We start from the raw sequence: 24,757 nt of genomic DNA, 5'->3' as shown, positions 1-24,757 counted from the left end.
TTATTTTGGACGAGTCTGAATAATCATGGAAGAAGAGCAGGTTGTTTTATGTATCGGTAAGCAGGCAGGTGTTGGATGGGTAAAGCAAAAAGCGCCTGTTGAGATGTATACAGGAGCCTATTTCATTCTATTCAAAGGGATGTGTGATACTTGATGGAGTTCAAGGAAATGAATAATCAAGAAATGGAGAAAGCGCTTCAAACAAACGTTACACACGGTTTGGACGATGATGAAGTAAAGGACAGGCTGCGAAAGCATGGCTTTAACGAATTGAAGGAAGGGGAAAAACAGTCTGCCATTCTTTTATTCTTCGCCCAATTCAAAGATTTCATGGTCATCGTTTTACTTGCCGCGACATTGGTCTCCGGGATATTGGGTGAATATATCGATGCGATTGCCATCATGGCGATTGTTTTTTTGAATGGATTACTTGGTTTTTTTCAAGAACGGAAGGCAGAAAAATCCTTGGATGCCCTAAAGGAAATGGCAGCGCCGCAAGTTTACGTGCTTCGAGGTGGACAGTGGCTGAAGATCCCATCGAAGGAAGTCGTTGTGGGGGATATCCTGAAGTTTTCGAGCGGTGACCGAATTGGTGCCGATTTACGGATCGTCGACCATTCAAGCCTTGAAATAGAAGAGTCTGCACTTACCGGAGAGTCACTCCCGGCCGTTAAATGTTCCGATCCATTGATGAATGAAGTCGAAGGTATCGGTGATCAGGAAAATATGGCTTTTATGGGAACGATGGTGACAAGAGGAAATGGAGTCGGAATCGTAACCGCTACGGGTATGAATACGGCGATGGGCAAGATTGCGGATCTCCTGCAGACTGCAGAAACAAAAGAAACACCGCTTCAGCGGAGGTTGGAGCAGTTAGGCAAAATTTTGATCGTCACGGCTTTAATATTAACTGTAATTGTAGTCCTGACTGGTGTCATTCAAGGGCATGACCTCTATACGATGTTTTTGGCCGGGGTATCATTGGCTGTTGCAGCGATTCCCGAAGGCTTGCCAGCCATTGTGACCGTAGCCTTGTCTTTAGGCGTTCAGCGTATGATCAAACAAAAAGCGATTGTCCGCAAGCTTCCTGCTGTAGAAACGCTAGGCTGCGCAACGGTGATTTGCTCAGATAAGACAGGAACACTGACCCAAAACAAAATGACGGTGACGAAGGTTTGGAGTGGAGGGAAAACTTGGGATGTCAGCGGTACTGGTTATAAACCTGTCGGAGAGTTTTCTTTAGAGGGAGTTTCAGTTGCCCCGAGAAACCATAATGCATTGCTGCAAATAATTACATTCGGCATGCTCTGTAACAAAGCTGAGTTAAAGGAGAATGGTAAACAATATATTTTAGACGGTGATCCGACAGAAGGGGCGATGTTGGTCGCGGCAATGAAAGCAGGGTTGACCAGGGAACACCTGTCTAAGGGGTTTACGATAGTGAAGGAGTTTCCATTTGACTCGAGCCGCAAAATGATGAGTGTTATAGTGAAGGATGATAAGGATAATCATTTTGTAATTGCAAAAGGGGCCCCTGACGTATTGATCGCCCAGTCCGATACGATTCTTTGGGAAGGCAGGTCGGAAATATTAAATCGGGAGAGTAAGGAAAGGGTACAGCAGGATATGAATGAGCTTGCCTCACAGGCACTTCGAATGATTGCCGTTGGATATAAACCCCTTCCGAAAGGAACGATTTTGCTTCATGAAACCGAAGCTGAGCGCAATTTGACCTTCATGGGGCTGCAGGGCATGATCGATCCCCCGCGTCCGGAGGTGAAGCAGGCTGTTAAGGAATGCAGGGATGCCGGGATCAAAACTGTCATGATTACTGGCGACCATGTAATAACCGCAAAGGCAATAGCTAAAGAACTTGGTATTTTAAAAGGAAAAGACCGTGTACTTGAAGGACGGCAATTGGCGGACATGGATGTCGGGGAACTTGAGGAAGTTGTTGAAAGTGTTTCGGTATTTGCCCGCGTTTCCCCGGAACATAAGTTGAAAATCGTAAAAGCCTTGCAAAATAAAGGACATGTCGTTGCAATGACAGGGGATGGAGTCAATGATGCCCCTGCAATAAAATCAGCGGATATTGGTATATCCATGGGCATCACGGGTACTGATGTCGCGAAGGAAGCTTCTTCCTTGATATTGGTTGATGATAATTTTGCCACAATTAAATCGGCCATCAAAGAAGGCAGGAATATTTATGAAAACATCAGGAAGTTCATCCGTTATCTGCTTGCTTCCAATGTGGGGGAGATCTTGGTCATGTTTTTTGCGATGCTATGTGCATTGCCTTTACCTTTGATACCAATCCAGATCTTATTCGTGAACCTTGTGACTGACGGACTGCCCGCGATGGCGTTGGGTCTGGATGCCGCCGAAGAAGATGTAATGAAAAGAAATCCAAGAAATGCCAATGAAGGTGTTTTTGGAAGAGGGCTTGGCTGGAAGATCATTTCACGCGGTTTTCTGATCGGGGTTTCTACATTGATCGCATTTTATGTTGTATATCGTGCAAATCCCGAAAACCTTGCATATGCACAAACGATTGCGTTCGCTACCTTGGTATTGGCTCAGCTTATACATGTATTCGATTGCCGAAGTGAACGTTCGATCTTCTCGAGAAATCCATTCGGTAACCTTTATCTAGTGGGGGCGGTATTATCCTCCCTATTATTGATGGTAGCCGTCATGTATGTGCAGCCTTTACAAACAATCTTTCATACGGTACCGATTTCGGGAAGGGATTGGCTATTAGTAATAGGAATGGCATCCATTCCAACTTTTTTACTGGCTGGAACCTTTTTAGCAAGAAAAGCACAATGATATATGATATAATCTTTAAGGTGGTAGAGTCTTGCTCTATTGCCTTTTTATTTTTGTAGTATTTTATTTGTGAGCTAAAGTTTTCGTGCTGTAGCTAATATATAATGAATATTAAAGGCTAAATTACTACATTATGTTTGATAGGATGTGGAACCATGGTTACCAGTATGACGGGCTATGGAAGAGAAGAAGCGGAAAACGAACAGGTCAAGGTTTTTGCTGAAATTAAGACCGTGAACCATCGTTTTTGTGAATATACGATTCGAATGCCGCGCCAGCTTTTGGTTTTGGAAGAAAAGGTGAAGAAGAAGGCGAACCAATACATAAGAAGGGGACGGGTGGAAATCTTCATTACAGTTGAAGGTGAGAGCCTGGTTTCCAAAAAGGTGAAGATCGATTGGGATCTTGCTGATCAGTATGTGGGGTTGATGGAAGAAGTCAAGGGAAAATACAATCTGGAAAGTTCCATTACATTACAGGATATGCTGCAACTTGAATCGATTTTCATAACGGAGGAAGTACCTGCGGTTCCTGCCGATTTGGAATCCCTGTTATTGAAGGCTGTCACGGGGGCATTGGAAAATCTGAAAACAATGCGGAATCTGGAAGGTCAGGAACTGGCCTTGGACATGAAACGCCAGCTTGAAAAGTTTGGTGAGATTGTAGCAGGGGTCAAAATGCATGCACCTTCAGTCGTCGAAAAATATAAAGCCCGCTTGGAAATCAAACTGGCAGAGTTGACTGAAGGATTGATCGAAGATAGCCGCATTGTGACAGAAGCGGCCATTTTTGCAGATAAATGTGATATAAATGAAGAACTGACCAGACTCGATAGCCATGTACAGCAATTTTCAAGGACGCTTACCCATAGTGAACCAATTGGAAGGAAACTTGACTTCCTTGTCCAGGAAATGAATAGGGAAGTCAATACGATTGGATCAAAGGCAAATGATTCGGCCATTACCAAAGAAGTGGTGGAAATGAAAAGTCTGCTTGAAAAATTAAAAGAACAGGTTCAAAATATCGAGTAGTCGGTTTATGATGAACCTAACAGGGTGACAATAGGTATGAATGGGGGACAAAAATGTCAATTAAGCTCATTAATATTGGTTTTGGGAATATCGTTTCCGCAAACCGGATCGTATCCATCGTGAGCCCTGAATCGGCTCCGATCAAAAGGATCATCCAAGATGCCCGAGACCGCGGATCCTTAATAGATGCTACATATGGTAGAAGGACTAGGGCCGTTATAATTACAGACAGCGACCATGTTATCTTATCTGCCGTTCAACCGGAAACGGTTGCCGCACGGCTTCAAGATAGAGATGACAGCGTAGAAGAGGGGTAACTGAAACAATATGAGAGAAAAAGGTTTATTAATCGTTTTGTCCGGTCCATCCGGTGTTGGTAAAGGAACTGTAAGAAAGGCGATTTTTTCTCAGCCAGGAACGGCATTCGAATATTCGATTTCGATGACCACACGGCTGCCTCGCCATGGTGAAGTGGACGGAGTGGATTATTTCTTCAAAAAACGCGAGGAATTCGAAGCACTGATCGAGGAAGGCAAATTGCTGGAATATGCTGAGTTCGTCGGTAATTATTATGGAACACCCGTGGATTATGTCCGTGAAACAATCGATTCCGGAAAAGATGTATTTCTGGAAATTGAAGTTCAAGGAGCTAAACAGGTCCGGGAGAAATTCCCTGAAGGACTTTTCATTTTCCTTGCTCCTCCGAGTTTGACCGAACTCGAAAGCCGCATCGTTACTCGCGGAACCGAGACGGAGGAAGCAATAAAAGGACGGATGAAAGTGGCCAAGGAAGAAATAGAACTTATGGATCTGTATGATTATGTTGTTGAAAATGATCATGTGGATGCCGCATGTGCTAGAATTAATGCAATTGTAATAGCCGAGCATTGCCGTCGGGAAAGAGTTGCTGTTTTATATAAAAAAATGCTGGAGGCGGAATAAATTATGTTATATCCATCAATTGATTCTCTATTACTTAAAATCGATTCAAAATACTCACTTGTATCAGTGGCAGCTAAGCGTGCCAGGGAAATGCAAATTAAAGATAATTGCCTCATAACGAAACCGGTTTCCCATAAATCAGTAGGTCGTGCCCTTGAAGAGATTCATTCCGGTAAATTGACTTACGATAATTCTTACGAGGAAAACTAAAAGAACACATAGCTTGACCTATCGGGCCTGACACCCTAAAGCAAACAGGAGCGTTACATTTGGAAAGTGCTTCCTTCCTGCGGCCAAGGTGTCAGGCCTGTTTGTTTTGGTTTTAATAAAGTCCGGAAGTCATTGATGTAGCAGGCAGAGGTATGGAATGTTTAGGAAGATCCATATGTTATTGCGCATTTCAAATGAAATTTCTTCGGTTTTCCGTCATAATTAGAAGAAAATAGAATGTATAGTTAGGGGAAATTTGCATGCTTATCGATAAAAAAGTACTTCTTTGTGTCACCGGCGGGATTGCTGTATATAAGGCTGCTGCCCTGACAAGTAAATTAACTCAGGAAGGTGCACATGTTAAAGTGATCATGAGTGAATCGGCACGTGAATTCGTGACGCCGCTCACCTTTCAAGCACTTTCAAGAAATGATGTGTATACAGATACTTTTGATGAGAAGGATTCATCAGTCATTGCCCACATCGACTTGGCTGATTGGGCAGATATCATCCTGTTGGCTCCAGCTACAGCCAATGTCATCGGAAAGGTAGCCAATGGAATCGCGGATGATATGATTACGACCACACTTCTGGCAACGGAAGCGCCTGTCTGGGTTGCGCCGGCAATGAACGTGCACATGTACGCCCACCCAGCGGTTCAGAAAAATATGGAGACACTTCGTTCGTTTGGATATCAATTCATTGAACCGGGTGAAGGGTATTTGGCCTGCGGGTATGTAGGGAAAGGGCGATTGGAGGAACCGGAAACAATCGTGGAACATCTTAATCGATATTTCGATGAACGTAAATCACACCAACAGCCTCTTAGAGGAAAGAAATATTTGATAACGGCAGGACCGACTCGCGAAGCAATCGATCCCGTGCGTTACGTAACGAATCATTCCAGCGGCAAAATGGGCTATGCCCTAGCCGAAAAGGCAATTGGAATGGGCGCTGAGGTGACATTGATCACTGGCCCAGTGAACTTGTCACCGCCCTCCAAGGCCAAAGTGATACCAGTGGTATCAGCAGCAGATATGTATGATGCGGTATTCGATCAGTTCGATTCCAGTGACGTCGTAATCATGACCGCTGCAGTGGCTGACTATAAACCGAAGATTTATCATGATCAAAAGATGAAAAAGCAGCCAGGGGAAAATGTGATGGAATTTGAACGGACAAAGGATATCCTCATGGAACTCGGTGAAAATAAAACTCATCAGTTCTTGGTAGGCTTTGCGGCTGAAACGAACAATGTTGAAGAATACGCAAGAGGGAAATTAGCCAAAAAGAATGCAGATATGATCGTTGCCAATAATGTTACCGCCCCAGGGGCAGGATTTGGAACGGATACGAACATCGTGACTATTTACAATAAAGATGGAAGTGCGACCGAACTTCCAAAAATGAGTAAAGCGGATATAGCTAAAAGCATCCTGGCAGAAGTATCTCGCATGCAAAAGGAATGATGTCATATGGATATAGCATCCGTCATCGTGGATGTACCTGCTAAACAAACGGATCGAGAATTCGACTATCGCATACCTGAAAAGTGGAGCCAAGTCATCAAACCCGGAATGCGGGTCATCGTCCCGTTCGGTCCAAGAATGGTTCAGGGATTCGTCACAGGCTTAAAAGCTAAAAGCGACTTTGCGAAATTACGCAATATAAAAGAACCAATGGATTTGGAGCCCATCCTTAATGATGAATTGCTTCAGCTGGGTGACTGGTTGACCAAAGAGGCGATGTGTTTTAAAATTTCAGCGCTACAGGCCATGCTTCCGGCAGCGATGAAAGCAAAGTATGAAAAAGTGATCAAAGTCGTTGAAGATAAAAAGAATCAGCTGCCTCCATTCATTCAAAACCTTTTCGGGAAAAATGATTCAATATCTTGGAAAGACGTGATTGAAGGGGAGAACGCTTCACTTTTCCAAAAGGAAATGCAAAATGGCAATCTTGAGCTCGTATATAATGTGAAAAACCGACTTAATAAGAAGACAGTCCGTGTCATAAAATCTTTACTTTCCCCTGAGGAACTGAAAGAAATGGCATCAGCCATGTCAAGCAATGCAAAAAAACAACAGGAACTCCTTCAATACTTTATTGAACATCAAGAACCCATTCCGTTAAAAGAATTGCTTGAATTGATGAACACATCAAGCGGTACCGTCAAATCCCTAGTGTCAAAAGGGGCCTTGGCGGAAATAGATCAAGAAATATACCGTGATCCTTATGAAAACCGTGTTTTCGAAAAATCCACTCCCTTTACACTTACAGCTGAACAAACAACTGCGTTGAAGCCTATCCAAGAGAAAATACACCATGATGAACATGATGTTTTCCTTTTATATGGTGTAACCGGAAGCGGGAAGACGGAAGTGTATCTACAGGCTATTGCATCTGTCATTGAAAAAGGGAAGGAAGCCATCATGCTTGTACCTGAAATCTCCTTAACTCCACAGACGGTGAAGAGGTTTAAGGAAAGGTTTGGGGAGCAGGTAGCTGTCATGCATAGCGGTTTATCCGTAGGTGAAAAATATGATGAATGGCGGAAAATTCACCGTAAAGAAGTAAAAGTGGTGGTGGGCGCGCGCTCCGCCGTGTTTGCTCCTTTTGAAAACCTGGGGCTGGTCATCATTGATGAAGAGCATGAATCCAGCTATAAGCAAGAAGAAACGCCAAGGTACCACGCCAGGGACGTAGCCATTGAAAGAGCAAAATCATATAGGTGTCCGGTTATTCTTGGCAGCGCGACACCTACACTTGAATCTTTTGCACGAGCCAAGAAAAATGTCTATAAATTATTGACACTTAGCCAGAGGATGAATAAAAGTGCGTTGCCAGCAGTGGATATTGTAGATATGCGAGAAGAACTAAGAACCGGAAATCGTTCCATGTTTTCGGAGCTGCTCTTTACCAAGCTGAAAGACCGGCTTGAGAAGGGGGAGCAAACAGTTCTGATGCTAAATAAAAGGGGACATTCTTCCTTTGTGATGTGCCGAAGCTGCGGATTGGTCATCAACTGCCCTAATTGTGACATTTCACTCACATATCATCGCTTTAATGATATAATGAAATGCCATTATTGCGGTTTTGAAGAGGGAATGCCTTCCGCATGCCCTGAATGTGAAAGTGAACATATAAGGTTCTTCGGTACAGGCACTCAAAAGGTTGAAGAAGAGCTTGCGAAAATCCTCCCTGAAGCACGGGTCATACGGATGGATGTCGACACGACGAGTAAGAAGGGTTCACATGAGCGGTTGCTGAATGCCTTTGGTGAAGGGAAGGCCGATATATTGTTAGGCACCCAAATGATTGCCAAGGGCCTTGATTTTCCTAATATCACCCTTGTTGGAGTCCTTTCAGCTGATACGATGCTGCATCTGCCGGATTTCCGTTCTTCGGAAAAGACATTCCAGCTGCTGACACAGGTCAGCGGAAGGGCAGGACGTCATCAGCTTCCGGGAGAAGTGGTCATCCAAACCTATACACCTGAGCACTACAGCATCGAGCTTTCTGCCTTTCAGGATTATGATGCTTTTTATGAACGGGAGATGCATCTAAGGAGGCAAAGTCATTACCCTCCGTATTATTATGTTGTCCTTATTACCGTTTCACATGAAGATTTAATGAAGACAGTGAGTGTCACTGAGAAGATCACGAATTATCTAGGCTCACGATTGAATCGGGATTCTATCGTACTAGGTCCGGTTGCTTCCCCCATTAGTCGAATCAACAATAGATATCGCTACCAATGTCTGATAAAATACAAACGAGAGCCGGACCTGAATCAGCATTTACGCACACTTTTGGAGCATTACCAAAAAGAAACCGCTCAGAATCAGCTGCAGATTTCAATAGATTTAAATCCACAGATCATGATGTAATTGTTTAAGAGATGGATGATTACCGCGAGCTGTCACAGCTTGCGTTTTTATATAATGAAGTGCTGTTTTTCATATCTAGGAGGTTACCATTAATTTTGGCTATTTTACCGATTGTCTTGTTTCCTGAAAAAATTTTACAACAAAAATGCGATAAAGTAACAAGTTTTGATAAAAAGTTGGCAAAGCTGTTAAATAACATGTATGAAACGATGGTGGAGGCGGATGGCGTTGGACTTGCAGCACCTCAGGTTGGCGTGAAAAAGCAAGTGGCCGTCGTTGAAATAGAGGAAGGATCAGGTGCAATCGAACTGATTAATCCGGAAGTGCTGGAAATGGAAGGCGAACAGACAGGTGTTGAAGGATGCTTGAGCTTCCCAAGTTTATATGGCGAAGTAACGCGTCCATACCGTGTCAAAGTCCGGGCACAAGACCGAAAAGGATCTTTTTTCGAGATAGAAGCGGAAGATTTCCTTGCAAGGGCCCTTCAACACGAAATCGACCATCTGCAAGGAGTTTTATTTACAAGTAAGGTTTCCCGGTATATTTCGGAAGAAGAGTTAGAAAGGTATGGAGAAGAATGACGAAAATAATATTTATGGGTACACCGGACTTTTCAGTGCCGGTATTGAAAAGAATCATTGATGAAGGGTATGATGTGATCGCTGTTGTCACACAGCCCGATCGTCCAGTAGGCCGCAAAAAAGTGCTGACGCCGCCTCCAGTTAAGGTCGAAGCCGAAAAGCATGGGATTCCCGTTTATCAACCCGAAAAAATCCGTGAAAAAGAAGAACTTGAAAAGATCATCTCCTTGAATGCTGACTTGGTGGTGACGGCGGCTTTCGGACAAATCCTTCCGAATGAATTGCTGGATGCCCCTAAGTACGGATGTATTAATGTACATGCCTCCCTGCTTCCAGAACTGCGTGGTGGGGCGCCCATTCATTATTCCATTTTACAGGGGAAAGAAAAGACTGGGATAACCATCATGTATATGGCGGAAAAATTGGATGCCGGTGATATATTGACTCAGGCGGAAGTTGCTATCGAAGAACAAGATAATGTCGGAACGCTGCATGATAAATTAAGCAAGATAGGGTCGGATTTACTTGCAGAGACACTTCCGAAACTTATTAATGAGGAGTTACAGCCGATCAAGCAGGATGAGTTTAGAGCGTCTTTTGCACCTAACATCAAGCGGTCAGAGGAAAGAATCGACTGGTCGAAATCAGGAGAAGACATCTATAACCATGTACGCGGCCTGAATCCTTGGCCTGTTGCTTATACAACTTTAGAAGGGTCCATTTTGAAGATTTGGCAGGTAAAGAAACTGGAAGATGGCAATCAGGCTGCGCCGGGCACGGTCATTGATGTACAAAATGATGGTTTCATCGTTTCGACAGGCAATGAGACGGCAATACTGGTTACAGAACTGCAGCCTTCAGGAAAGAAAAAAATGCCGGCGAAAGATTACTTGCGCGGAGCCGGATCGTTCATTAAAGCAGGCATGAAGTTAGGAGAACAGAATGAAGCAAACTAAAAAGGGAGTACGTGAAATCGCTCTCGATATTTTGGAATCTGTAGAGAAAAACCAATCCTACAGTAACCTATTATTGAACAACTTGATTAAAAAGCACCAGTTATCCGTCGTGGACAGCGGTTTGCTTACAGAAATAAGTTACGGTACCATACAGCGTAAGATGACTTTGGATTATTATTTGAGCCCATATATTAAACAGCCTAAAAAAACGCAAAGCTGGGTCATTAATTTACTTAGGCTTTCCGTTTATCAAATGGTCTATTTAGATAAAGTGCCTGATCATGCAATCATTTTCGAGGCTGTCGAAATTTCCAAAAAACGCGGACACAAGGGTACATCTTCAATGGTCAATGGCGTCCTCCGTAACATCCAAAGGAATGGTGTTCCTTCTTTAGATGAAATTAAAGATGATCTGGAACGGCTTTCCATAGAAGTAAGTCATCCAATTTGGCTTGTAAAGCGTTGGGTAGAGCAATTTGGCTATGAAAAAACCAAGGAAATGTGTGAAATCAATTTAACTGCGCCATTACAGACGGGTCGGGTTAATTTAAAAAAGATTTCACGCCGTGAACTGATCAGCATATTAACGGAAGAAGGATATGATGTTGAAGCAAGTGAAGTCATTCCCGAAGCAATTGTCAGCTACAAAGGGAATCTTGCTCATTCGGAAAGCTATAAATTGGGTTATTTATCGATTCAGGACGAGAGTTCAATGCTTGTTGCCCATGCATTGGGTGCGAATGAAAATGATGCTGTACTCGATTGCTGTGCCGCACCTGGAGGGAAAACGACCCATATCGCAGAAGGCTTGACCACTGGACAAGTATATGCTCTCGACCTTCATGAGCATAAGGTCAAGCTCATTAAAGAGCAGGCGGAGCGCCTAAAGCTCAGAAACAATATTAAGACAATGGCCCTTGATAGCAGAAAAGTGCAAGAACACTTCAATAAGGAAGGTTTTGACAGGGTCCTGATCGATGCACCATGTTCCGGGTTGGGAGTCATGCGCCGGAAGCCTGATGTAAAGTACACTAAAACAAAAGATGATATAATGAAACTCTCAAGTATACAAAAACAATTATTGGAATCGGCTGCCCCGCTTGTTAAGCAAGGCGGACGGTTAGTATATAGTACCTGTACGGTGGATAAAGAAGAAAATGACAAAGTCGCTGCAGCATTTTTGGAAAGCCACCCGGATTTTGAAAGCGATGCAACCTTGTCCGCAAGAATGCCTGAAAGCGTTCAGCCATTCATCGAGGGTCATACGCTGCAAGTTTTTCCGCAATATTTTAGCAGTGACGGATTCTTTATTGCGAGTTTTAGAAAGAAGGTGCTGTAATGGCAGAAATCACTAAATCATCTAGAGTAAGAAAAGATACGACACCAGAAAAACCATCGATTTACTCATTGGAGCTACACCAAATTAAAGATTGGCTTGTTCAAAATGGAGAAAAGGCATTCCGGGCCGAGCAAGTATATGACTGGCTTTATAAAAAACGTGTCTCCAGTTTTGAAGATATGTCCAACCTTTCGAAATCATTACGGGATAAGCTGGAAGCGCAATTCACCTTCACAACTTTGAAAACTTTGATTCAGCAAACGTCCAATGACGGAACGATGAAGTTTTTATTTGAACTCCAAGATGGTTATTCGATAGAAACGGTGCTGATGCGCCATGAATACGGAAACTCCATTTGCGTGACAACACAGGTAGGATGTAGAATTGGCTGTACATTCTGTGCGTCGACATTAGGCGGTTTAAAGCGGAATCTTGAATCAGGGGAAATAGTTGCCCAAGTCGTAAAAGTTCAGCAAGCACTTGACGAATCGGAAGAACGTGTTAGTTCTGTAGTAATCATGGGTATAGGTGAACCGTTTGATAACTACGATAATATGATGTCATTCTTGAAGAATATAAACCATGAAAAGGGCTTGAACATCGGGGCCCGTCATATTACCGTTTCCACAAGTGGGATCATTCCTAAGATCTATAAGTTTGCCGAAGAAAGCATGCAAATAAACTTTGCTGTTTCCCTTCATGCACCGAATACGGAATTGAGAAGTAAATTGATGCCGATCAATAAGGCCTACAAACTTCCAGACTTGATCGAAGCAATCAAGTACTATACAGAAAAAACAGGTCGCCGTGTAAGTTTTGAATATGGTCTATTCGGTGGCGAGAATGATACAGTGGAGCACGCTGAAGAATTAGCAGCTTTAATAAAAGGGATAAAATGCCATGTCAACTTAATACCGGTTAACTATGTGCCTGAACGCAACTATGTACGAACACCTCGGGACCAAATTTTTGAGTTTGAAAAAACATTGAAGAAGCGCGGCATTAATGTAACGATCCGAAGGGAACAAGGCAGTGATATTGACGCAGCCTGCGGCCAGCTTCGGGCCAAGGAGCGCAAAGAAGAGACGAGGTGACCCTATGAGGGCAATATTTAGGACAGACCGTGGAAAAGTCCGCCAGCATAATGAAGATAATGGCGGAATCTTTAAGAACTCGGAAGGCGTACGCCTTGCCATCGTTGCAGATGGCATGGGCGGCCACCGCGCCGGGGATGTAGCCAGTGCAATGACGATAGACCTTCTGAAAAAGGGCTGGGAAGCATCAACCGGAATCGAAACGGCAAATGAGGCCGAGGATTGGCTGAAGCAGCAAATCTTTTCGGTCAATCAGTTGCTTTTTGAACATGCAGAAGCGAATACGGAATGTAAGGGCATGGGTACCACCATTGTTGCAGCCATTTGCACCGACAAGTTTGCTACGATTGCCAACATCGGGGACAGCCGGTGTTATTTGTATAATGAGAGCGGTTTTAAGCAGGTCACGGAAGATCATTCACTCGTTAACGAATTGGTCCGTTCCGGTCAGATTTCGAAGGAAGATGCCGAAAACCATCCACGGAAAAATGTTTTATTACGAGCCTTGGGGACAGAAATGCAAGTGGAAATGGACATTATGACGGTCATCTTCGAAGAAAATGATTTACTGTTGCTTTGCTCGGATGGATTGACGAATAAAGTGAGTGAACAGGAACTGGAAGAAACGGTAACCAATGGACAGTCACTTGAAGAAAAGGCGAATTCATTAATAGATAAGGCCAATCACTATGGTGGGGAAGATAATATCACACTTGTGCTTGTTCAATTTACTGAAGAAAGTGAAAGCAGGTGAATTGAATGTTGATTGGTAGAAGAATCAACGGCCGTTATAAGCTGCTCGAGATGGTAGGCGGCGGCGGTATGGCGAATGTTTACCTAGCAAGGGATATGATCTTAGATAGGGATGTCGCATTGAAAATCCTTCGCATGGATTTTAATAATGACGAAGAGTTCATCAAGCGCTTCAATCGGGAAGCCCAATCGGCAACCAGTTTGGCCCATCCCAATATCGTAAGCATTTATGATGTTGGTGAAGAAGATTCCATCTATTATATTGTAATGGAATACGTTGACGGATTTACACTTAAGCAATACATACAAAAATATTATCCAATTCCAGTTGATGAGGCCTTGGATATCATGAGGCAAATTACGGCAGCGATTTCCCATGCCCATCATAATGGGATCATTCATCGTGATATCAAGCCACAGAACATTTTGATTGATAAAGAAGGAACCGTCAAGATTACGGACTTCGGCATAGCATTGGCACTAAGTGCAACAAACATAACGCAGACCAACGCAGTCTTGGGCTCGGTTCATTATTTATCTCCTGAACAGGCCAGAGGCGGTATGGCCAATAAGAAGTCGGACATTTATTCACTTGGCATCGTCATGTTTGAATTGTTGACGGGAAGATTGCCATTTTCGGGTGAATCAGCCGTGTCGATTGCTCTTAAACATTTACAATCGGAAACTCCGTCGCCAAAACGCTGGAACTCTGAAATACCCCAGAGTGTGGAAAATATTATCTTGAAAGCGACAGCCAAAGATTCATATTACCGCTATGAGAGCGTAGACTCGATGGAAGATGATATACGGACGTCGCTTAATCCTGAGCGTTCAAATGAACTGCCTTTTGCCATTCCCGAAGACCATGATGCAACAAAAGCCATCCCCGTCATAACGGACGATCAGCTTTCCAGCGTCGATGAGACAATCATAAGGGGTCCTGAAAAAAACACTTTAGTTTATGTGGATGATGTGGAAACTGATTCTGAAGCTGAGAGTAAATCGAAAAAGAAACAGAAGAAACAAAAGAAACAGAAAAAACAAAAAAACAAGTCGGATCATAAAGGTAAAAAACGAAGAAACATGCCTGCAATCCTGGTGACCACCTTTTTAGTTCTCGCCCTGCTTGCTGTTTTATCTGTCACTGTTGTACCCCCCCTCCTTGTCTCGAAGGAAGTGACGATCCCAGACCTTAAAGGGGAAGAATTGGATGATGCCATTACTGAATTGCTTGAATTGGATTTGAAAGTTGGAGATACGATCGAGATTGAAGATGAAGAGGTTGAAGCTGGTCTTGTGATCAAAACCAACCCTAAGGAAGGTAAGACGGTCAAGGAAGGTGCAGTCATCGATATTTATCAAAGCATTGGTAAAGAGACGATTTCATTGTCAAGCTATGAAGGTCGAGACTACTCTGATGTTAAATCCCTGCTTGAGAAAATGGGATTCAAAAACATAAGCGTGACCGAAAAATATGATGACAGTGCAGCCGGCACGATCATTGAACAAACACCCTCGGGTGCCACTGAGGTCGTACCATCCGAAACGGAGCTTGAGCTAACGGTCAGTAAAGGGGCAGATCTCCTGAGCTTGAAGAACTTAACTGGATTCAATAAAGCTGGCCTGGATGATTATTCCAGTGAAAGTGGTATAAAGATCGATGTCGAAGAAGAAATCTATGATGATTCCGTAGCGGAGGGGCTTGTCATTTCCCAGTCACCGGAACCTGCTACGAAGGTGGAAAAGGGCAGTACTGTGAAAGTGGTCATTTCAAAAGGGAAAGAAGAAATTCCTCCCAAGAGTGTAACGGAGGAAATCAAAATCGAGTATGATCCTGTTGAGCCAGGCAAAACACAAAAAATACAAATTTTCATCGAGGATATCGACAATAGCATGACGGAGCCACAAGAAACATTCTATATATTGCATGAAGCGAAGAGAACGATCGAATTAATGGTTACCCCAGATAAGAAAGCAGGATATAAAGTCATGCGGGACAATCAGGTCATCATTGACGAATCCGTCTCATATCCAGAATAATTTTATTAATTAGGAGTGTGGTTATGCCCGAAGGAAAAATTATCAAAGCATTAAGTGGATTTTATTATGTCCTTGATGGTGAAGAGGTCTATCAATGCCGTGGAAGAGGCCTGTTCAGGAAGAATAAGGTAACCCCGCTCGTGGGTGATTATGTTGTTTTTGAAGCGGAAAATAAAACGGACGGGACCGTGACCGAAATAAAACCGCGAAAGAATGAATTGATACGTCCGCAAATCTCGAATGTAGACCAGGCAATCCTTGTCTTTTCGGCAGTAGAACCTGATTTCAGTCCGGCATTGCTTGATCGATTCCTCGTACTGATTGAAGATAACGAAATTGAACCGATTATCGTGGTGACGAAACTGGACTTGGTTACAGCTGAAAACCAAAAGAAATTGTCTCAGTATATCAAGGACTATCAGAAACTTGGCTATACTGTCCTGGAAACATCTTCTGTTACCGCTGGAGGAATTGAAGAACTAGTGCCGTATTTAGAAGGAAAAACCAGTGTATTTGCCGGGCAGTCAGGTGTTGGGAAATCGTCTTTGCTGAATGCAATCAATCCTGAATTGGCTTTAAAGACGGATGATATTTCTTCACACTTGGGACGTGGGAAGCATACCACCCGCCACGTTGAATTGATTCATATCGGCTCTGGACTTGTCGCGGATACTCCAGGGTTCAGTTCACTTGAATTCATGGAAATGGAAGCTGAAAGATTATCCTATTGCTTCCCGGAAATGCATAAGCATGGGGAAGACTGTAAATTCAGGGCCTGCCTGCACGATAAAGAACCAAAGTGTGCAGTGAAGGAAGCGGTTGATGCCGGGGAAATTCCACGTTATCGATATGAACATTATATGCAATTCCTAGAAGAAATCAGAGATAGAAAGCCGAGGTATTAAAATGGTTAAAATCGCACCATCCATTTTATCAGCTGACTTTGCAAAATTGGGAGAAGAAATTCTTGATGTGGAAAGGGGCGGAGCGGATTTAATCCATGTAGATGTCATGGATGGGCATTTCGTGCCGAATATAACGATAGGCTCACTAATTGTCGATGCTATCCGTCCCATAACAAAGCTCCCGCTTGATGTTCATTTAATGATCGAACAACCAGATCGTTATATCGAGGCCTTTGCGAAAGCAGGAGCCGATTATATAACTGTTCATGTAGAGGCATGCACACACTTGCATCGGACGATCCAATTGATTAAATCTTTTGGTGTAAAGGCAGGCGTGGTGCTTAATCCAGCCACTCCAGCTTCATTGATCCAACCTATAATCGAAGATATTGACATGGTATTGTTGATGACGGTCAATCCTGGTTTTGGCGGACAAAAGTTCATTAAATCCGTTCTTCCCAAAATTGCCGAAGTGAAGGCGATGGCGGAAATGTATAATCAAAATCTGGAAATAGAGATTGATGGTGGAGTAAATGAAGAAACGGCTAAACTATGTATTGAACAAGGGGCGACAATCCTTGTGGCTGGCTCGGCAATATATAATCAAGAAGATCGAAACGCAGCGATTCAAAAGATTCGGGGAAAGTGATATAAGCCGACACTATCATATTCGTATGATGGTGATCGGCTTTTTTTATCAATCAAACATAGGGATCTTTGATATGAATATGTAAAGAAAAGGATGATTTCGATGATTATTAGTATTATGGCTGGAGGTCCGGAATGTTTTTGGCCGGATCTGACATGGTATAAGGAGAAGACTGACCTTTGGGTCGGGGTTGACAGGGGAGTATGGTCTTTGCTTGAAAAAGGTATCGAACCTAGATTCGGTTTTGGGGATTTTGATTCAGTTTCGGAAGGTGAATACAGGAAAATTGAGCAAAGGCTGGAACAAATCAATCTATATTCTTCGGAAAAGGATGAAACGGATTTAGAGATCGCATTTAAATGGGCAATAGGGCAAAAGCCAAGTGAAATTCACATTCTGGGCGCAACAGGGGGAAGAATGGACCATTTTCTTGGGAATATCCAGCTGCTCCAAAAAGAAAGTGTCCTCCCTCATCATGGCGATATGGATATATACATAGTCGATCGGCAAAATATATTCACGGTAAAGACAGCAGGTTCATATGAGGTCACTGTTTTAAAAGATAAGAAATACTTGTCATTGCTCCCCGTAACGGCTGAAGTCACCGGCATTACACTTTCGGGTTTCAAATACCCGCTGGATGATGCAAGCTTGGAAATAGGTTCGACGCTTTGCATCAGCAATGAACTAATTTCCGAATCTGGGAATGTTTCATTTGAGAAAGGCATATTAATGGTGATAAGAAGCAGTGATTAAAATTCATGCTTAGAGCAGATTCGGATATAATTACGATCATCCTATATCCGCTTAAAAGCTTATGTTGTAATAGAAAAATTCCACTTCATCTTTAATTGTGGGATGCAAAGAGGAGGGGCATGATGAAATTTTATACGATTAAATTGCCAAAAGTTCTGGGCAGTTTGGTAAGGGCTATGCTCGGAGCGTTTAAAAAAGGCTGATACTTATCTCCATGACACCTCTCAAATTAAGGGAGGTGTTATTTTTTCGGTAAAAAGGGGCGGCCATCCATTAATGGGTGAAGGCTCCCTCCTTAATGCAGGAAAGACCTGATCAACGAATTGAAACCATCCCCATTAAATACTGGCCATTACAAGTAAAAAGGCATCCTAAGAGGATGCCGTAACATTATACGCGTTCTACTTTGCCCGATTTAAGAGCTCTTGCAGAAACGTATACACGTTTAGGTTTACCGTCAACTAAAATACGTACTTTTTGAAGGTTAGCGCCCCATGTACGCTTGCTAGCGTTCATTGCGTGAGAGCGGCTGTTACCAGAACGAGTTCTTCTTCCAGTGATTACACATTTACGTGCCATGTCAAATTCCCTCCTAACTACAACAAGCTTAAGTTTTTCGCAGTCGTCTTAAGTCTTTGTAAAATACTTTAATAATTTATCATACCTACCGTTAGAATGCAATACTTCAGTTAATTACTTTCAAGAAAAAAACCTTGACATACATACTTCAAAATTGAATTATATATAGTACCGTAAGACATTTACTTTTAAAACCATAGACATTATAGTAAAATGTCTTTAGTTGATTTGATTTTTGGGAGGGAAAAGAAAATGTCTATCGAATTACAAACGAAGTATGGACAAATTGATATCTCTAATGAGGTTATCGCTACTGTAGCAGGCGGCGCAGCCGTGGATTGCTACGGAATTATAGGAATGTCTTCCAAAAAACAATTTAAAGACGGCATTGCCGAAATTTTAAGAAAAGAAAACTTTACTAAAGGTGTAATTGTCCGACAAGAAGAGGAAGAAGTTCATATCGATATGTATATTATCGTAAGTTATGGAACGAAAATCTCGGAAGTTGCACATAATGTGCAATCAAAGGTAAAGTACACCCTGGACAAAACTGTAGGATTAGCTGTTGATTCCGTCAACATTTTTGTACAGGGAGTTCGTGTGACGAACCCTTAAGTATAGGAGGAAAGTTTTGTGTCAATTACAAGTTTGAACGGAAAGCGCTTTGCAGAAATGATCATTCAAGGTGCCAACCATTTAGCGGCTAATGCCCAAATGGTTGATGCGTTGAATGTTTTCCCTGTTCCAGATGGGGATACAGGAACGAATATGAATTTATCGATGACTTCGGGTGCGAAGGAAGTGCAAAATAACGTCCAGGAACACATCGGGAAAGTGGGTGCCTCACTTTCAAGAGGATTGCTAATGGGAGCACGCGGCAATTCGGGAGTTATCCTTTCGCAACTGTTCCGCGGTTTTGCTAAAGCGATTGAACATAAATCGGAAATCAATAGTGAAGAATTTGCCCAAGCTTTTGAAGCGGGGGTTCAGACAGCTTATAAAGCCGTTATGAAACCTGTTGAAGGAACCATTTTAACGGTTGCAAAAGATGCAGCCAAGCAAGCGGTTTCATCAGCAGCAAAGCATATAGACCTTATTCAGGTGATGGAAGAAATCGTTACGGAGGCCAATGCCTCATTAAAACGTACACCAGATCTACTTCCAGTCTTAAAAGAAGTGGGAGTCGTTGATAGCGGCGGGCAAGGGTTGGTATTCGTTTATGAAGGTTTCCTTGCTGAGCTGAAAGGTGAGGCACTTCCAGTCCGACCTGCAAATGGCCCAAGCATGGATGACATGATCAATGCCGAACATCACATGAATGTTCAAGGGCATATGAACACGGAAGATATCGTGTATGGCTACTGCACGGAATTCATGGTCCGATTGGAAAATGAAAAACTTGTCAATAAATCATTTGATGAAGAAAAATTCAGAAATGATTTAAGTGAATACGGAGATTCTTTATTAGTCATCTCAGATGATGAAGTCGTCAAGGTACATATTCACTCTGAACAGCCTGGCACGTGCCTGAATTATGGACAGCAATATGGTAGCTTAATAAAAATGAAAATCGATAATATGCGTGAACAGCATACTGCGATTGTAGGTGAGACGAAAACACCGCTTCAAACTAAACCGTCCACCAAAGAGAAGTACGCTGTAGTGTCAGTGGCGATGGGTGCTGGCATCAGCGAATTATTCAAAAGCATCGGCGCTAAGTCCGTCATCGAAGGCGGACAAACGATGAATCCTAGCACGGAAGATATCGTTAAAGCTGTCGAAGAGGCATATGCAGATCATGTGATCATCTTGCCTAACAATAAAAATATCATCATGGCGGCCAATCAGGCTGCAGATGTACTTGGGGATCATGTGACTGTCATCCCAACGAAAACAGTACCACAGGGAATGGCTGCATTGCTGGCTTTCAACCCTTCACTTGATGCTGAAGAGAATAAAAAAGCGATGATCGAAGCCCTTTCGCATGTGAAAACGGGCCAGATTACTTATGCTGTCCGGGATACCAACATTGACGGTCTTGCAATCGAGACCGGGGACTTCATGGGAATTGCTGAAGGCACCATCAAAGTGAAGGATAAAGACATGACCCAAGCGGCAAAAGATCTTCTTTCCGATATGATTGACGAAGATTCAGAAATCCTTACCATTTTATATGGAGAAGATGCCACTGCTGAAAATGTCGAAAGTCTTGTTGCGTTTTGTAATGAGAATTTCGAAGACGTTGAAGTTGAAGTGCATAATGGGAAACAACCTTTATATTCTTTCATTTTTTCAATTGAATAAGTAGAGATCAATGAAGATGAGGGAGACTTAATCGTCACAATGTTTGAGGGTCCTGAAAAAAATAAAAGGCAATAAACTGCATATGTCATTAGGCTATGCAGTTTTATTTTTTATGAAAAGAAGGATTACGGACAGCTTAATTGTAATTACAATGTATCACGCTTTATTATTAAACTGACTCCCAGTGTATAGAAGGAGGAGCAAGTCATGAAATTTAGAAGTGTATTCGATATAATTGGTCCTGTTATGATCGGCCCCTCTAGTTCCCATACAGCAGGAGCTGCAAGGATTGGCAGGGTTGCCAGGAATTTATTCGACCGGGAACCAAAATGGGCCCACATTTCTTTTTACGGATCATTTGCCAAAACCTATAAAGGCCATGGAACGGATGTAGCCATTGTAGGAGGCTTACTTGATTTTGATACATTTGATGAGAGAATCAAAGAATCGCTGGAAATAGCCCGTAAAAAAAAGATGAAAATTACTTTTCGGGAAGAAGAAGCCGTACCGGAGCATCCCAATACAGCAAAAATAACGGTTGGTGATGATGATGGTGAACTGGAACTTGTCGGAATATCGATAGGCGGGGGAAAAATCGAAATCGTCGAACTGAACGGGTTTAAATTGAGGCTCTCCGGGCACAACCCTGCCATACTCGTCGTTCATGATGATCGGTTCGGTGCCATCGCAAATGTTTCAAACATATTAGCCAAGCATCAAATCAATATTGGCCAGATGGAAGTCTCCCGAAAAGAAAAAGGGAAGATGGCCTTGATGACGATTGAAGTGGACCAAAACTTGGAGGATCACGTCATCGCTGAAATTACAGCACTCCCCGACATCACTCAAGTAGCGAGGATTGTGGATTAATAGGGCAATCGTTTCCACTTAGGAAGGAGAAGAAATCATGTTTCGTAATGTAGCGGAATTAGTAGAATTAGCTGAATCAAAGCAAAAAAAAATTTCAACGCTGATGATAGAACAGGAAATGGAAGTAACGGGAAAAAGCCGTGAAGAAATCATCCGCCAGATGGGAGTCAACCTGGATGTAATGGAACAGGCAGTTGAAAAAGGACTTCAAGGTGTCCGGTCCGTTTCCGGCTTGACGGGAGGGGACGCAGTCCTTCTTCAGACTTACATTAAATCAGGAAATTCCTTATCCGGTGAACTGCTGCTGGATGCGGTAAGCAAAGCGGTGGCAACAAACGAAGTGAACGCAGCCATGGGAACGATTTGTGCGACACCTACAGCCGGATCTGCCGGTGTTGTGCCTGGGACCCTTTTTGCTTTGCAAAATAAGTTAAAGCCGAATCGGGAACAGAAAATTGAGTTTCTATTTACAGCAGGGGCGTTTGGTTTTGTTGTAGCGAATAATGCTTCTATCTCAGGAGCCGCAGGAGGCTGTCAGGCTGAAGTCGGTTCTGCTTCGGGCATGGCGGCGGCAGCCATCGTTGAAATGGCAGGAGGGACACCTGCACAAAGTGCAGAAGCGATGGCAATCACATTAAAGAACATGCTTGGCCTTGTGTGTGACCCTGTTGCTGGGCTTGTGGAGGTGCCTTGTGTGAAGCGTAATGCCATGGGGGCAGCCAATGCTATGGTTGCCGCAGATATGGCGCTAGCGGGGATCACAAGCCGCATACCGTGTGATGAAGTGATTGATGCGATGTACAAAATCGGGCAAACGATGCCATCGGCTCTTAGGGAAACTGCACAAGGAGGTTTAGCGGCTACACCGACTGGACGGGAGTTGGAAGCCAAAATCTTTGGCTTGCCGCTGAATAAGAAGTGAGTCCCGCTTTACAGGAACCCATAACAGCAGTAAAGGGCATTGGGGCCGAAACGGCGGCAACTTTGGGGGAAATGGAGATCCATACCGTCGCGGATCTCCTTGAACACCTCCCATATCGCTATGAAGATTACCGATTGAGGGATTTAGAAACGGTCGAGCATGATGAGCGGGTTACCATAGAAGGCAAAGTTCATACGGTGCCTACATTAGGGTACTTCGGAAAGAAAAAATCCAGGCTTACGATTAAAGTGTTAACTGGGAGATATTTAATAAATGTGATTTTTTTTAACCAGCCATATCTGAAGCCGAAGCTTGCGATAGGCGAAACCGTAACGGTAACAGGAAAGTGGGATCGTCATCGCCAAACCATTACAGGCTCGGAATGCCACGTTGGCGATCGTAGCCGGGAGAAAGAGTTCGAACCGGTATACTCTGTGAAGGGCAGCATTACTGTCAAAGGGCTCCGCCGTTTTATCTCCAATGCATTTTCTGAATATGGGGCAATGATAGAAGAAAATCTGCCTCCGCAATTATTGTCCGCATACAAGCTGATGCCGCGTAACGACGCTCTTCGTACCATGCATTTCCCTCAATCGGCCAATGAGGTGAAAAAGGCTCGCCGCCGTTTTGTGTATGAAGAATTTTTATTGTTTCAACTTAAAATGCAGGCACTTCGTAAAGTGCAGCGGGAGCAGTCAAAAGGAATTGGCCAGGAGTTTGACATGGAGCAGCTGGAAGCCTTTGTTGGAACTCTCCCTTTTCCTTTGACGAACGCTCAGAATAGGGTCGTCGAGGAAATAATGAATGACATGAAATCTCCCTACAGGATGAATCGCCTGCTTCAAGGGGATGTCGGGTCTGGAAAAACGGTGGTTGCCGCGATATGCCTGAAGGCGACGATTACAGCAGGTTTCCAAGGTGCATTAATGGTCCCGACGGAAATCTTGGCTGAGCAGCATACTCAATCGCTAAAGGCGATGTTGGAACCAAGTGGAGTGAAGGTCGCATTGTTGACAAGTTCGGTAAAAGGCAAAAAGCGCAAGGAACTATTGCAAATGCTGGAATCCGGGGAGCTAGATCTTTTGATAGGAACACATGCATTGATTCAGGATGAAGTGAATTTTCGGAATCTCGGACTTGTCATAACGGATGAACAACATCGTTTCGGCGTGGAGCAGCGCAGGATCCTTCGTGAAAAGGGTACAAATCCAGATGTACTTTTCATGACGGCTACCCCGATTCCGCGAACGCTTGCAATTACAGTGTTTGGGGAAATGGACGTCTCGACGATCGATGAAATGCCTGCCGGGCGTAAAGCAATAGAAACCTATTGGGCAAAACACCAAATGCTTGATCGGATCTTAACATTCGTCGAAAAGGAACTAAAGAAAGGGAGACAGGCTTACGTTATCTGTCCATTGATTGAGGAGTCGGAGAAACTCGATTCTTTACAGAATGTTCTCGATGTTCATGCAATGCTGACTCAATACTTTGCGAACAGGTACAAAGTTGGTCTTATGCATGGCCGGCTGCCCGCGGATGAAAAAGACGAAGTGATGCAGCAGTTTAGTGCCAATGAAGCACAAATCCTTGTTTCCACGACGGTTGTCGAGGTTGGGGTGAATGTTCCAAATGCAACGGTAATGGTCATTTATGATGCGGAGCGCTTTGGGCTTTCACAGTTGCATCAGTTGCGCGGAAGGGTTGGACGGGGAAGCGATCAGTCCTTTTGCATCCTGCTGGCTGATCCGAAAACGGAAGTCGGCAAAGAACGGATGAAAATCATGACCGAGACAAACGATGGATTCGCCCTTTCCGAAAAAGATTTGGAACTACGCGGCCCCGGGGACTTCTTCGGTAAAAAACAAAGCGGCCTTCCCGAGTTCAAGGTAGCCGACATGGTCCATGATTACAGGACTTTGGAAGTGGCAAGGGAAGATGCTGCAAAATTGATTGCCTCCCAAAGCTTTTGGCATTCCCCTGAGTATGCACCGCTGCGGAACTATTTAGCGGGAACGGGAGTATTCACGGGAGAAAAGCTGGACTGAACTGAATCAAAAACCCAATAGCAGATTGTGAGATTTTACTCAATATCTTGCAATCTGTT

At 43.5% G+C, this 24,757-nt stretch carries 24 protein-coding genes; 23 read left to right on the top strand and 1 reads right to left on the bottom strand.

The features are described 5' to 3' along the window. Positions 1–25: 25 nt before the first annotated feature. The 18 genes from ACSR9O_RS00835 (at position 26) to spoVM (ending at position 18,178) form a co-directional block, all read left to right on the top strand. A complete protein-coding gene (locus ACSR9O_RS00835) occupies positions 26–154 on the top strand; it encodes a hypothetical protein (protein ID WP_260357047.1) in 129 nt (42 codons plus the stop codon). Then, positions 154–2,832, top strand: a complete 2,679-nt coding sequence (locus ACSR9O_RS00830) for a calcium-translocating P-type ATPase, SERCA-type (protein ID WP_230177692.1) — start codon at positions 154–156, stop codon at positions 2,830–2,832. The genes ACSR9O_RS00835 and ACSR9O_RS00830 overlap by 1 nt, the downstream gene beginning before the upstream one ends. Before the next feature lie 155 nt (positions 2,833–2,987). Beyond that, a complete protein-coding gene (locus ACSR9O_RS00825; RefSeq protein ID WP_101224606.1) occupies positions 2,988–3,863 on the top strand; it encodes a YicC/YloC family endoribonuclease in 876 nt (291 codons plus the stop codon). A gap of 53 nt (positions 3,864–3,916) precedes the next feature. After that, the gene (gene remA, locus ACSR9O_RS00820; protein ID WP_034313813.1) at positions 3,917–4,180 is read left to right on the top strand and encodes an extracellular matrix/biofilm regulator RemA; all 264 of its coding nucleotides are present in this window, start codon (positions 3,917–3,919) and stop codon (positions 4,178–4,180) included. A gap of 10 nt (positions 4,181–4,190) precedes the next feature. Further along, positions 4,191–4,805: a guanylate kinase gene (gmk, locus tag ACSR9O_RS00815; RefSeq protein WP_034313809.1), complete on the top strand. Its 615-nt coding sequence runs from the start codon at positions 4,191–4,193 to the stop codon at positions 4,803–4,805. A 3-nt stretch (positions 4,806–4,808) separates the two neighbouring features. Beyond that, entirely contained in the window at positions 4,809–5,015 is a 207-nt protein-coding gene (rpoZ, locus tag ACSR9O_RS00810; RefSeq protein WP_101224607.1) for a DNA-directed RNA polymerase subunit omega, read from the top strand. A gap of 260 nt (positions 5,016–5,275) precedes the next feature. Then, positions 5,276–6,484 carry a bifunctional phosphopantothenoylcysteine decarboxylase/phosphopantothenate--cysteine ligase CoaBC gene (gene coaBC, locus ACSR9O_RS00805; RefSeq protein ID WP_491723793.1) on the top strand — a complete coding sequence of 403 codons (1,209 nt, stop codon included), beginning with the start codon at positions 5,276–5,278 and terminating at the stop codon, positions 6,482–6,484. Between the two features lie 6 nt (positions 6,485–6,490). Further along, on the top strand, positions 6,491–8,902 hold the full coding sequence (gene priA / locus ACSR9O_RS00800; RefSeq protein WP_230177538.1) for a primosomal protein N': 2,412 nt from the start codon (positions 6,491–6,493) through the stop codon (positions 8,900–8,902). A 95-nt stretch (positions 8,903–8,997) separates the two neighbouring features. Next, positions 8,998–9,483 carry a peptide deformylase gene (gene def, locus ACSR9O_RS00795; protein WP_101224610.1) on the top strand — a complete coding sequence of 162 codons (486 nt, stop codon included), beginning with the start codon at positions 8,998–9,000 and terminating at the stop codon, positions 9,481–9,483. Further along, positions 9,480–10,439 carry a methionyl-tRNA formyltransferase gene (gene fmt / locus ACSR9O_RS00790; RefSeq protein ID WP_491723792.1) on the top strand — a complete coding sequence of 320 codons (960 nt, stop codon included), beginning with the start codon at positions 9,480–9,482 and terminating at the stop codon, positions 10,437–10,439. Before def ends, fmt begins: the two co-directional genes overlap by 4 nt. Next, complete coding sequence (gene rsmB, locus ACSR9O_RS00785) at positions 10,426–11,778, top strand: 16S rRNA (cytosine(967)-C(5))-methyltransferase RsmB (RefSeq protein ID WP_101224612.1); 1,353 nt, start codon at positions 10,426–10,428, stop codon at positions 11,776–11,778. The genes fmt and rsmB overlap by 14 nt, the downstream gene beginning before the upstream one ends. Beyond that, on the top strand, positions 11,778–12,872 hold the full coding sequence (gene rlmN, locus ACSR9O_RS00780; protein WP_230177536.1) for a dual-specificity RNA methyltransferase RlmN: 1,095 nt from the start codon (positions 11,778–11,780) through the stop codon (positions 12,870–12,872). The genes rsmB and rlmN overlap by 1 nt, the downstream gene beginning before the upstream one ends. 4 nt (positions 12,873–12,876) lie before the next feature. Next, a complete protein-coding gene (locus ACSR9O_RS00775) occupies positions 12,877–13,626 on the top strand; it encodes a Stp1/IreP family PP2C-type Ser/Thr phosphatase (protein ID WP_101224614.1) in 750 nt (249 codons plus the stop codon). 5 nt (positions 13,627–13,631) lie between these two features. Further along, positions 13,632–15,665, top strand: coding sequence for a Stk1 family PASTA domain-containing Ser/Thr kinase (gene pknB / locus ACSR9O_RS00770; protein WP_230177535.1), 2,034 nt, complete (start codon positions 13,632–13,634; stop codon positions 15,663–15,665). Positions 15,666–15,688: 23 nt separating this feature from the next. Beyond that, the gene (gene rsgA / locus ACSR9O_RS00765) at positions 15,689–16,570 is read left to right on the top strand and encodes a ribosome small subunit-dependent GTPase A (RefSeq protein ID WP_230177534.1); all 882 of its coding nucleotides are present in this window, start codon (positions 15,689–15,691) and stop codon (positions 16,568–16,570) included. Between the two features lies 1 nt (position 16,571). Beyond that, the gene (gene rpe, locus ACSR9O_RS00760) at positions 16,572–17,219 is read left to right on the top strand and encodes a ribulose-phosphate 3-epimerase (protein ID WP_101224617.1); all 648 of its coding nucleotides are present in this window, start codon (positions 16,572–16,574) and stop codon (positions 17,217–17,219) included. Between the two features lie 102 nt (positions 17,220–17,321). Then, positions 17,322–17,975 (top strand): thiamine diphosphokinase, encoded by a 654-nt coding sequence (locus ACSR9O_RS00755; RefSeq protein WP_230177532.1) that lies wholly within the window; start codon positions 17,322–17,324, stop codon positions 17,973–17,975. Between the two features lie 122 nt (positions 17,976–18,097). Next, positions 18,098–18,178, top strand: coding sequence for a stage V sporulation protein SpoVM (gene spoVM, locus ACSR9O_RS00750; protein WP_034313769.1), 81 nt, complete (start codon positions 18,098–18,100; stop codon positions 18,176–18,178). A gap of 187 nt (positions 18,179–18,365) precedes the next feature. On the opposite strand, the gene rpmB is transcribed toward spoVM, so the two are convergent. Further along, a complete protein-coding gene (rpmB, locus tag ACSR9O_RS00745; protein WP_034313767.1) occupies positions 18,366–18,554 on the bottom strand; it encodes a 50S ribosomal protein L28 in 189 nt (62 codons plus the stop codon). A gap of 252 nt (positions 18,555–18,806) precedes the next feature. Here rpmB and ACSR9O_RS00740 point away from each other — a divergent pair, with 252 nt between their 5' ends. From ACSR9O_RS00740 to recG, 5 genes are all read left to right on the top strand, one after another. Continuing rightward, on the top strand, positions 18,807–19,169 hold the full coding sequence (locus tag ACSR9O_RS00740; protein ID WP_034313762.1) for an Asp23/Gls24 family envelope stress response protein: 363 nt from the start codon (positions 18,807–18,809) through the stop codon (positions 19,167–19,169). An 18-nt stretch (positions 19,170–19,187) separates the two neighbouring features. Then, positions 19,188–20,858 (top strand): DAK2 domain-containing protein, encoded by a 1,671-nt coding sequence (locus ACSR9O_RS00735; protein WP_230177530.1) that lies wholly within the window; start codon positions 19,188–19,190, stop codon positions 20,856–20,858. 207 nt (positions 20,859–21,065) lie between these two features. Further along, positions 21,066–21,728: an L-serine ammonia-lyase, iron-sulfur-dependent subunit beta gene (gene sdaAB / locus ACSR9O_RS00730; RefSeq protein WP_101224620.1), complete on the top strand. Its 663-nt coding sequence runs from the start codon at positions 21,066–21,068 to the stop codon at positions 21,726–21,728. A 37-nt stretch (positions 21,729–21,765) separates the two neighbouring features. Next, the gene (sdaAA, locus tag ACSR9O_RS00725) at positions 21,766–22,650 is read left to right on the top strand and encodes an L-serine ammonia-lyase, iron-sulfur-dependent, subunit alpha (RefSeq protein ID WP_101224621.1); all 885 of its coding nucleotides are present in this window, start codon (positions 21,766–21,768) and stop codon (positions 22,648–22,650) included. Continuing rightward, on the top strand, positions 22,647–24,698 hold the full coding sequence (gene recG, locus ACSR9O_RS00720; RefSeq protein ID WP_101224622.1) for an ATP-dependent DNA helicase RecG: 2,052 nt from the start codon (positions 22,647–22,649) through the stop codon (positions 24,696–24,698). The genes sdaAA and recG overlap by 4 nt, the downstream gene beginning before the upstream one ends. Positions 24,699–24,757: the final 59 nt, after the last annotated feature.

The sequence above is a fragment of the Peribacillus sp. B65 genome (assembly GCF_058513295.1).
This window is presented reverse-complemented; position numbering and strand designations above follow the sequence as displayed.

What these genes read in the sequence shown, in the direction of transcription:
- ACSR9O_RS00835 (WP_260357047.1), top strand. Translation starts at nt 26, where the DNA reads ATGGAAGAAGAGCAGGTTGTTTTATGTATCGGTAAGCAGGCAGGTGTT.
- coaBC (WP_491723793.1), top strand. Translation starts at nt 5,276, where the DNA reads ATGCTTATCGATAAAAAAGTACTTCTTTGTGTCACCGGCGGGATTGCT.
- rpmB (WP_034313767.1), bottom strand. Translation starts at nt 18,554, where the DNA reads ATGGCACGTAAATGTGTAATCACTGGAAGAAGAACTCGTTCTGGTAAC.
- fmt (WP_491723792.1), top strand. Translation starts at nt 9,480, where the DNA reads ATGACGAAAATAATATTTATGGGTACACCGGACTTTTCAGTGCCGGTA.
- rsmB (WP_101224612.1), top strand. Translation starts at nt 10,426, where the DNA reads ATGAAGCAAACTAAAAAGGGAGTACGTGAAATCGCTCTCGATATTTTG.
- ACSR9O_RS00740 (WP_034313762.1), top strand. Translation starts at nt 18,807, where the DNA reads ATGTCTATCGAATTACAAACGAAGTATGGACAAATTGATATCTCTAAT.
- sdaAB (WP_101224620.1), top strand. Translation starts at nt 21,066, where the DNA reads ATGAAATTTAGAAGTGTATTCGATATAATTGGTCCTGTTATGATCGGC.
- priA (WP_230177538.1), top strand. Translation starts at nt 6,491, where the DNA reads ATGGATATAGCATCCGTCATCGTGGATGTACCTGCTAAACAAACGGAT.
- rpe (WP_101224617.1), top strand. Translation starts at nt 16,572, where the DNA reads ATGGTTAAAATCGCACCATCCATTTTATCAGCTGACTTTGCAAAATTG.
- remA (WP_034313813.1), top strand. Translation starts at nt 3,917, where the DNA reads ATGTCAATTAAGCTCATTAATATTGGTTTTGGGAATATCGTTTCCGCA.
- rsgA (WP_230177534.1), top strand. Translation starts at nt 15,689, where the DNA reads ATGCCCGAAGGAAAAATTATCAAAGCATTAAGTGGATTTTATTATGTC.
- ACSR9O_RS00830 (WP_230177692.1), top strand. Translation starts at nt 154, where the DNA reads ATGGAGTTCAAGGAAATGAATAATCAAGAAATGGAGAAAGCGCTTCAA.
- gmk (WP_034313809.1), top strand. Translation starts at nt 4,191, where the DNA reads ATGAGAGAAAAAGGTTTATTAATCGTTTTGTCCGGTCCATCCGGTGTT.
- rpoZ (WP_101224607.1), top strand. Translation starts at nt 4,809, where the DNA reads ATGTTATATCCATCAATTGATTCTCTATTACTTAAAATCGATTCAAAA.
- spoVM (WP_034313769.1), top strand. Translation starts at nt 18,098, where the DNA reads ATGAAATTTTATACGATTAAATTGCCAAAAGTTCTGGGCAGTTTGGTA.
- rlmN (WP_230177536.1), top strand. Translation starts at nt 11,778, where the DNA reads ATGGCAGAAATCACTAAATCATCTAGAGTAAGAAAAGATACGACACCA.
- ACSR9O_RS00755 (WP_230177532.1), top strand. Translation starts at nt 17,322, where the DNA reads ATGATTATTAGTATTATGGCTGGAGGTCCGGAATGTTTTTGGCCGGAT.
- pknB (WP_230177535.1), top strand. Translation starts at nt 13,632, where the DNA reads ATGTTGATTGGTAGAAGAATCAACGGCCGTTATAAGCTGCTCGAGATG.
- ACSR9O_RS00825 (WP_101224606.1), top strand. Translation starts at nt 2,988, where the DNA reads ATGGTTACCAGTATGACGGGCTATGGAAGAGAAGAAGCGGAAAACGAA.
- sdaAA (WP_101224621.1), top strand. Translation starts at nt 21,766, where the DNA reads ATGTTTCGTAATGTAGCGGAATTAGTAGAATTAGCTGAATCAAAGCAA.
- ACSR9O_RS00775 (WP_101224614.1), top strand. Translation starts at nt 12,877, where the DNA reads ATGAGGGCAATATTTAGGACAGACCGTGGAAAAGTCCGCCAGCATAAT.